The sequence below is a fragment of the Sphingomonas sp. genome, from assembly GCF_048595155.1.
Classification (GTDB): Bacteria; Pseudomonadota; Alphaproteobacteria; order Sphingomonadales; family Sphingomonadaceae; genus Sphingomonas_I.
On sequence record NZ_JBMDXN010000003.1, the window covers coordinates 47646 to 55103 of the forward strand.

Here is a 7458-nt window from a genome sequence, read left to right on the forward strand (position 1 = left end):
GGTCGGGTCATCCGATGAGCCACGTGCCATTGCCGAAGGGCCGAGTCGTTAAAACGAGCCGATACGATCTTCGTCAGGATGAAGCGGCTCGAACCTCGCCTTGAGCGCTGCGAAGGTGGCAGGGGCGATGTGCAGACCGTCTGCCAAATCATTGTTCCTGCGGGCGAGACGTTGCTGTGCCACCGGCTCGGGACAGCTCACTTCGTACAGCAGCGGCGCACCGCCATGCGCGACGATCAACGCCCGCGTGCGCTGCCGCTCGGCGCGTGACCAGAAGCCGAAATCCAGGACAACATCGACGCCGATAACAAGGCAGCGCGTCCACATCGCCTCCATCACGCCATGGACGCGCGCCGCATAATCCGGAAACTGCTCGGCCGGCGGATCTTCACCATATAAGCTGCGCATCCATGCGTCGTGCGTGAAGCGGAGCGCATCATGTTGCCGCTCCAGCTGCTTGGCGAGCGTCGTCTTGCCCGAAGCAATGAAGCCGTGGAGCATGAAGGCTTTTGGTTTTCGCGACATGATCCACATTAGCATGAGTCCGGTTGGCACGAGCAATCCGCTCGGCGATATCGCTGCCGGTCAGCGGAGCGCGGCCGCGACACTTAGGGGTGCCGCGCGTGTCATAATTCCTTAAAGAAGCGCGGCGCCCCACTTACAGGCGTCGGCAAGTTCGGTGCCTGAATGCGTTTCGATCTCCTCACTCTATACCTCTTGGCGGTCGGCACGCTGTTGCTGAGTGCCGGCATGACGCTGTGGGAGCGGGAGGCGCGGCCGCAGCGCCGGCGGGAGCTGGGAATTCTTGCGGCTGCCTATGCGACGCTCGCGTTCGGCTGCGCGGTCGCGATCGGCCGCCATATTTTCCCCGGCACCATCATCTCGGGCGCGAGCAACCTTATCCTGGTGTCCGGTTACCTGCTGGTTTTGCATGGCGTGGCATCCTTGAGCGGCCGCCGGCATCGCAAGGCGTCGGTGATCCTGCTCGTGCTTCTGGCGGCGACATGGGTGTTGGCGGGCTCGGCGTGGGGCGGAGGCCTGTGGAATTATGTCAGCGCCTTGCCGATCGCGCTCGTCTCGGCAGCAACCGCTTGGGAAGTCACCCGCAGCGATCGACTGCGCGGGCTTCGCTCGCGGCCGATCGTGGTCGGGATCGTCGCCTTTCACGCACTTTTCTACGCAACGCGCATTTTCGCGCTTCCGCCCCTAGCGGAACATTTCGGCCCGGACATTCTGTCCGTCGCCGCCAAGATCACCATGTATGAGGGCGTACTCTATTCCGTCGGCATGCCGATGGCCCTGCTCGCCCTGATCCGTGAAGAGGCGCACGAGCAGCTGCTCAATGCCTCGCAGACCGACTATCTGACGGGCGTCGGCAACCGGCGCTGGTTCTTCGAACAAGGGGAAAAGCTGGTCCAGAAACATCTGGCACGCCAGCCGGTCTCCCTGCTGCTATTCGATCTGGACCATTTCAAGACGATCAACGATCGTTTCGGCCACTCCACCGGCGACGAGGTGTTGAAGCTGTTCGCCCATATCGCACTGCGCTCGCTCGGGCCGAACGCAATCTTTGCGCGCGTCGGCGGCGAGGAATTCGCCGCATTGGTGCCGGGTCAGACCAGGATGGACGCGCGCGCCGCCGGACAGAGCCTGTCCATCGCCTTCTCCAACGCTGCCGAAGCGGGCATCGATGGGGTTTGCGTAGACGCGACCGTCAGCATTGGCTTGGCCGAGCTCGGCAATGGCATGGCCACGCTCAGCAGCGCCATGTCGGCCGCCGATCGTGCGCTCTATGCCGCCAAAGCCTTGGGCCGCAACCGCATCGAACTTGCCGAACCGGTGGAGCAAACCGCACCGTAAGCCCCGCCACAGCCGTCGCTAGGCGGCGTCGTTGAGCTCAGCCCAGGAAAGATCGAAGCGCGCCAGATATTTGCGCAGTCGGTCCGTCGCCACGATGGCGGCGGGCCGGATGGCGGGCTACCTGGCGTCTTCGGCGTTCGCTGGCCCCTATCTGGCAGACCAACTGCTGCTGCCGTTTGCCTTGGCTGGTGGCGGATCCTTCACCACCGTCAAACCGAGTCAGCACAGCCTGACGGCGGCGGCGATCATCGCGCAGTTCCTGGATCGCCGATGCACGTTCCAGCAGCGGGCGGATGGCGTGCATCTCGTCGAGGTGGTGAGCACGACGTCCTGAGGGATTAGTGTAGGTCAGGCCGGTTGAAGCAGTTTAGCGGGGCACAGCATGGGCGTCGCTAAACTGTTATTGCTTACCGGCGATTACGCCCAGAGATCGCGCACCTTGCAGCCATCGGCAGGCAGATCCTCGAATGAGTCCAAGCCATCGAAATGATCGATCGGAAGATCGGCCACCATTTCGAATGGCGCCAGTCGAAGGTTGACGGCCATGCGCCGCCGGCCATCCGGCTCCAGCCTGAGGCCGCGCCAGGCAAGAACTCCGCCACAGGTCGGGCAGAACAGGATTTCCAGAGCGGGATCCTTCTTGCCGACGCGGCAGAAACGCGACGTCGGGCCCTCGACGCTGATCCTCTCGCCCTCGAAATCATAGGCCCAGAGCGCGCCATAGCGATGGCATAGCGTGCAATTGCAGGCGGTTATGGAACCGGGGTCGCCGATCAGCGTCCAAGCCGCCGCTCCGCAATGGCAGGTTCCTGTTAGCATTGCGCGCTCCCCTTCCCCGCTCCCACGTTGCCGATGAACCTCCCTATTGGCAACGAGTGATCAAATCTCGCGATCATGCCGCGTGCAGATGAGCAATGCGAAGCGTTTACGGGCCGCTGCGTTGTCGCCAAAAGCGCCTTGGACGCGGGATCATGTGGGGGGACGCAATGCGGACAGGGTGGATTTGGTTGGCGCTGATCGGGGCGACCGCCCTGCCCGCCGCCGCGGCCGCGCAGGCACCGCTTACGGCTCCTGCCGAGCGGCAGCGGATGATCGTGTTGAGCGATATCGAAGCCGATCCTGACGATTCCCAGTCCTTCGTTCGGCTGTTCCTCTATGCCAACGAGATCGACATCGAAGGGCTGGTCGCGACGACGTCGACTCACATGAAGACGGCGCTGCATCCGGAGTCGATCCGGCGGATCGTCCAGGCCTATGCCAAGGTGCAGCCCAATCTGCTGAAGCATGAGACGGGCTATCCCGCCCCCGCTCGGCTGCTCGCGCTCGTCCGCGAGGGGCAGCCGGGTTATGGCATGGAGACTGTCGGCGCCGGCAAAGACACGCCGGGATCCCGGCTGATCGTGGAGGCGCTGGAGCGGAGCGATGCCCGCCCCTTGTGGGTGACGGTATGGGGCGGCGCGAACACGCTGGCGCAGGCGCTATATACGATCCGCGCGACGCGTACGCCGCAGGAGGCCCGCCGGCTGATCGGGAAGCTGCGCGTTTCCACGATTTCGGACCAGGACGATAGCGGCGCGTGGATCCGCCGGACCTTCCCCGATCTGTTCTACATCGTCAGCCCGGGCGGCTATGGCGCGGGCACGTGGACGGGCATTCACACGCTGATCGATGGTGGGGACAATACGACCATCAGCAATACGTGGCTGCGTGACAATATTCAGCAGGGCCATGGGCCACTGGGCGCACTCTATCCCGACGTCGCCTATGGGATGGAGGGGGATACGCCCGCTTATCTGTCTCTGATCCCGAACGGGTTGAGCGTGCCCGAACATCCGGATTGGGGCGGCTGGGGTGGCCGATACGAGCTGTATACGCCGCCGATCGCCACCACCGATCCAAGTGGATTCAGCGGCGTACCGATCGAGCCGGAGACGCGGCCGATCTGGACGAACGCGATCGACCTCTACACGCCGCAAGTGGCCAAGCCCTACGGCCGCGCACAGATACCCGGCGATCGACAGATCAAGGATTTCCGCGCCGGCATCTGGCGCTGGCGCGACGATTTCCAGAATGATTTCGCCGCGCGCATGACGTGGACGACACGCCCGTTCGATCGGGCCAATCATCCGCCCGTGGTCAAGCTCGCCGCCAGCCGGCTTACCGTAAAATCGGGTCAAAAGTTCGAACTGAGCGCGGTCGACAGCAGCGACCCGGACGGCGACAGCCTGAGCTTCCAATGGTTTCACTATCAGGAAATCGGCCATTGGCGCGCCGCAATCCCCGGCGGTGCGGCCAACCTCCATACGGTGGATTTCACCGGACCGACCGTCACCGAACCGCGCGAGGCGCATTTCATCGTGCGGGTAACGGACAAGGGTGAGCCGCCGCTGACACGCTATGGCCGGGTGATCGTGACGATCACGCCCTGACATATTTGCCGACAGCAAGGCAGCACGCTGCGGGAGCAGTTTACCGCAGTGCAACATCACCGCAATATTTCCGCCCGGAAAGTGTAATACGGCGCCCCTAGAGGGCCCTTGCCAACGGCTAAATAGCCGGCATCAAGGGGAAATCATCGATGTTACTGCGCTCGCGCCTGCTTCAGGCGACGCTTCCGTTCACCTGTCTGATGCTGGGCACGACGCCGGCTTTGGCAGCGCCTGCGACTTTGGCGGAGGGTGCGGGCCCCGCCCCTGCCCCGGCGCCCCCCGCTCCCGAAACCGATAGCGGCGAAGTCGTCGTCACGGGCTCCTACGCGCGCAGCCTTGCCGAAGCGACCGAGACCAAGCGGCGCGCCGCCTATGGCGTGGATTCGATCGCATCGACCGACATCGGCAAATTCCCGACCCAGAACGTCGCCGAAGCGCTCCAGCTCGTCACCGGCGTGACGATCACGCGCCCGCGCGGCGAAGGCTTGTATGTCAGCGTGCGCGGCCTGGGCCCGCAATTCCAGAGCACGTTGTTGAACGGCAGCCCGGTCGCGATCAACGACCTTATCGAGAATGGCGGCGCCAATGGTCGGCAGTTCCGGTTCGAGATGCTGCCGGCCGAGTTTGTATCGCGGATCGACGTGGTGAAGACGCCGACCCCGGACATGACCGAGGGCGCGCTGGGCGGCAATATCGACGTCCGCACCTTCCATCCGCTGGACATCGGGACCCGCACGACGCTCAACCTGCGCGGCACCTATACCGACATGACCGACAAGGTCCGGCCGAACCTGACCGGGCTGACCAGCTACAAGACCGCCGACGGCACATTCGGTATCCTTGCCGGCGCGCAATATTGGCGCAAGTCGGTGCGCAACGATCGATCCTACCAGACCGGCTGGAACCTCGATAAATTCACCTCGGCGCTGGGATCAGGCTTCTACACGCCGACCCGCCTGCGCCCGACGGTGGAAACAGAAGACCGCAAGCGCATCTCCGGCATCGTCTCCGCGCAGTGGCAGCCGACGCCGGAATTGCAGACGACGCTGGACGTCCTCGCGACCCGGCTCGACGTCGCCTATGACGAATTCGGGCTCGACATCTACCCTGACGACACGAGCGTCGCCGGTCACAAGCCGGTCATCGTGCCGGGGTCGGTCAAGACGGTCGGGGACACGGTGGTCGGCGCGACCATCAACGACGTGCGCTTCATGGGCACGCGCGAATATAGCCTCAACCGGCATGATCTGATCACGATCGGGCTGAAGCAGACGTGGGATCCGGGCGACGACTGGCATGTCGCAGCGAACGCCAATTGGTCCTACGCCCACAGCTTCCACCCAAGCTATGCCGAGGGCACGGTGCGCAGCCGCATCATGTTCTTCGCGCCGCTGACCTATGATGCCTCGGCCGGCTATAAGAAGCTGCCGACGATCAGCACGACGACCGACGTCAACAATCCAGCCAATTACATCATCTATCCGTTCAATATCGCGCCCAAGAACAGTAAGGATTGGGATCGATACGGCCGGCTCGACGTCGCGCGCGATATCGGCGGCTTCATCACCAAGATCAGCGCGGGCGGCGAATATCATTGGCGCAAGCGCGATTATCGCAGGCGCGATTTCACGGTGAACAGCGCCAACAATGTCCCGCTCAACCAGTTCGCACCGAACGGTTATGAGCCGATGCCTTATGACGATTTCCTGAAAGGCGTGCCGGGCAATTATCCGCGCAACTGGCTAGTCCCGATCACCGACGTCTTTTACGATAAATTGTTCACCGATGCGATCGCCAACGCGCCGCTCGGCGCCGCCGATCTGCGCGCCTCGTACGTCGTCAAGGAGAAGGTCGCAGCCGGCTATGTGCGAGCCGATTACGGCTTCGCGCTTGGCACGGTCGATGTCACCGGCAATTTCGGCGTGCGCTATGTCCACACCGATCAGGTCGCGAGCGGTACGCTCACGATCGGCACCGCGCCGACGCCGGCAAGCTTTCCGAAGACCTTCAACAATTGGCTGCCGAGCTTCAACCTGCGCGCGCAATTGACGCCCAATCTGATCGGGCGGCTCGCCGCCAGCCGCGTGCTGACCCGTCCTAACGTCACGCAAAGCGCACCCCAGATCAGCGTCGCGACCGACGCACCGACTGCCAGCGGCGGCAATCCGGACCTGAAACCCTTCCTCGCAACGCAGTTTGACGCGTCACTGGAATGGTATTTCAGCCGCGAAGGATCGCTTACCGGCGCGCTCTTCTACAAGAAGATGGACGATTATATCACCGCTCAGAACATCAATATCGACATTCCCGGGCGGGGAACGGTGCTGCTGAGCACTCAGGTGAATGGCGGCGATGCCAAGGTTTACGGCCTGGAAGCGGCCTATAACCAGGTCTTCACCTTCCTGCCGAAGCCGTTTGATGGGCTGGGTTTCCAGGCATCCTACACGCACACATCGGTGCGCTCGGACTATACGGCGGGCGCACGGCCGATCAAAAACCAGCTGATCGGCCTGTCCAAGAACAGCTTCAACGTGGTCGGTTTCTACGAAAAGGGGCCCTTTTCGGGTCGCCTTTCCTACGTCTGGCGCGACAAATATCTGACCGGCAACGGCAGCACGACGCAGGCGTCGACCTATCTGGCACCGTTCGGATCGCTCGACGGCAGCCTGGCGCTGAAGATCACCAGGAACGTAACCGCCAGTATTGAGGGCATCAATCTCGCCGGCGCGCACACCTATTCGTACAACGAGGACAAGCTGCGGTTCGGCGAAATCAACTATTATGGCCGGACGATCCTGTTCGGCGTGCGGGCGGAGTTTTAAGGATGAAGGCGCTCCTCGCCGCCCTCCTGTTGTCCTCCGGCGCGGTGGCGGCCGCGCCGCTGGCGATGAACGATATCCAGGTCGTCGGGTCGCATAACAGCTACAAGGCGCAGATACCTCCGGCGGTGATGGCGAAGATACGCGCCGCCGAGCCCAAGCTCGCCGACGGGCTGGATTATTATCACCTGCCGCTCGCCCGCCAGCTGGATGCGGGCGTGCGACAGCTGGAGATCGACATCTTCGCGGATCCGACCGGCGGTCGCTATGCCAACCCGAAGGGCGAGGAATGGGCGCGCGCTGCCGGGGAACATACATCGTTCGATCGGGCGGCGATGCTGAAGTCGGGC

General features: G+C 63.2%; 7 protein-coding genes. 5 read left to right on the forward strand and 2 right to left on the reverse strand.

Annotation, left to right across the window (positions count from 1 at the left end; genetic code table 11):
• Nucleotides 1-48: 48 nt before the first annotated feature.
• Nucleotides 49-525: an AAA family ATPase gene (locus ACOJSI_RS00505; protein ID WP_420136293.1), complete on the reverse strand. Its 477-nt coding sequence runs from the start codon at nucleotides 523-525 to the stop codon at nucleotides 49-51.
• Between the two features lie 162 nt (nucleotides 526-687).
• Between ACOJSI_RS00505 and ACOJSI_RS00510 the strand changes: the two genes are divergently transcribed.
• Both ACOJSI_RS00510 and ACOJSI_RS00515 read left to right on the forward strand, forming a co-directional pair.
• On the forward strand, nucleotides 688-1860 hold the full coding sequence (locus ACOJSI_RS00510) for a diguanylate cyclase (RefSeq protein ID WP_420136294.1): 1173 nt from the start codon (nucleotides 688-690) through the stop codon (nucleotides 1858-1860).
• A 109-nt stretch (nucleotides 1861-1969) separates the two neighbouring features.
• Nucleotides 1970-2194, forward strand: a complete 225-nt coding sequence (locus ACOJSI_RS00515; protein WP_420136295.1) for an RNA 3'-terminal phosphate cyclase — start codon at nucleotides 1970-1972, stop codon at nucleotides 2192-2194.
• A gap of 83 nt (nucleotides 2195-2277) precedes the next feature.
• Here the strand turns inward: ACOJSI_RS00515 and ACOJSI_RS00520 are convergent, their stop codons facing one another.
• Nucleotides 2278-2679 carry a GFA family protein gene (locus ACOJSI_RS00520; protein WP_420136296.1) on the reverse strand — a complete coding sequence of 134 codons (402 nt, stop codon included), beginning with the start codon at nucleotides 2677-2679 and terminating at the stop codon, nucleotides 2278-2280.
• Nucleotides 2680-2867: 188 nt separating this feature from the next.
• Between ACOJSI_RS00520 and ACOJSI_RS00525 the strand changes: the two genes are divergently transcribed.
• The 3 genes from ACOJSI_RS00525 to ACOJSI_RS00535 all read left to right on the forward strand — a co-directional run.
• Nucleotides 2868-4289, forward strand: coding sequence for a nucleoside hydrolase-like domain-containing protein (locus ACOJSI_RS00525; RefSeq protein WP_420136297.1), 1422 nt, complete (start codon nucleotides 2868-2870; stop codon nucleotides 4287-4289).
• Between the two features lie 149 nt (nucleotides 4290-4438).
• Nucleotides 4439-7111: a TonB-dependent receptor gene (locus ACOJSI_RS00530; protein ID WP_420136298.1), complete on the forward strand. Its 2673-nt coding sequence runs from the start codon at nucleotides 4439-4441 to the stop codon at nucleotides 7109-7111.
• 2 nt (nucleotides 7112-7113) lie between these two features.
• Nucleotides 7114-7458 (forward strand): Ca2+-dependent phosphoinositide-specific phospholipase C (locus ACOJSI_RS00535; RefSeq protein ID WP_420136299.1); only part of this gene is annotated, 345 nt, incomplete at its 3' end.

Excerpts from the sequence above, each read along its gene's own strand:
- ACOJSI_RS00505 (WP_420136293.1), bottom strand. The coding sequence starts at position 525 with ATGTCGCGAAAACCAAAAGCCTTCATGCTCCACGGCTTCATTGCTTCG.
- ACOJSI_RS00510 (WP_420136294.1), top strand. The coding sequence starts at position 688 with ATGCGTTTCGATCTCCTCACTCTATACCTCTTGGCGGTCGGCACGCTG.
- ACOJSI_RS00515 (WP_420136295.1), top strand. The coding sequence starts at position 1,970 with ATGGCGGGCTACCTGGCGTCTTCGGCGTTCGCTGGCCCCTATCTGGCA.
- ACOJSI_RS00520 (WP_420136296.1), bottom strand. The coding sequence starts at position 2,679 with ATGCTAACAGGAACCTGCCATTGCGGAGCGGCGGCTTGGACGCTGATC.
- ACOJSI_RS00530 (WP_420136298.1), top strand. The coding sequence starts at position 4,439 with ATGTTACTGCGCTCGCGCCTGCTTCAGGCGACGCTTCCGTTCACCTGT.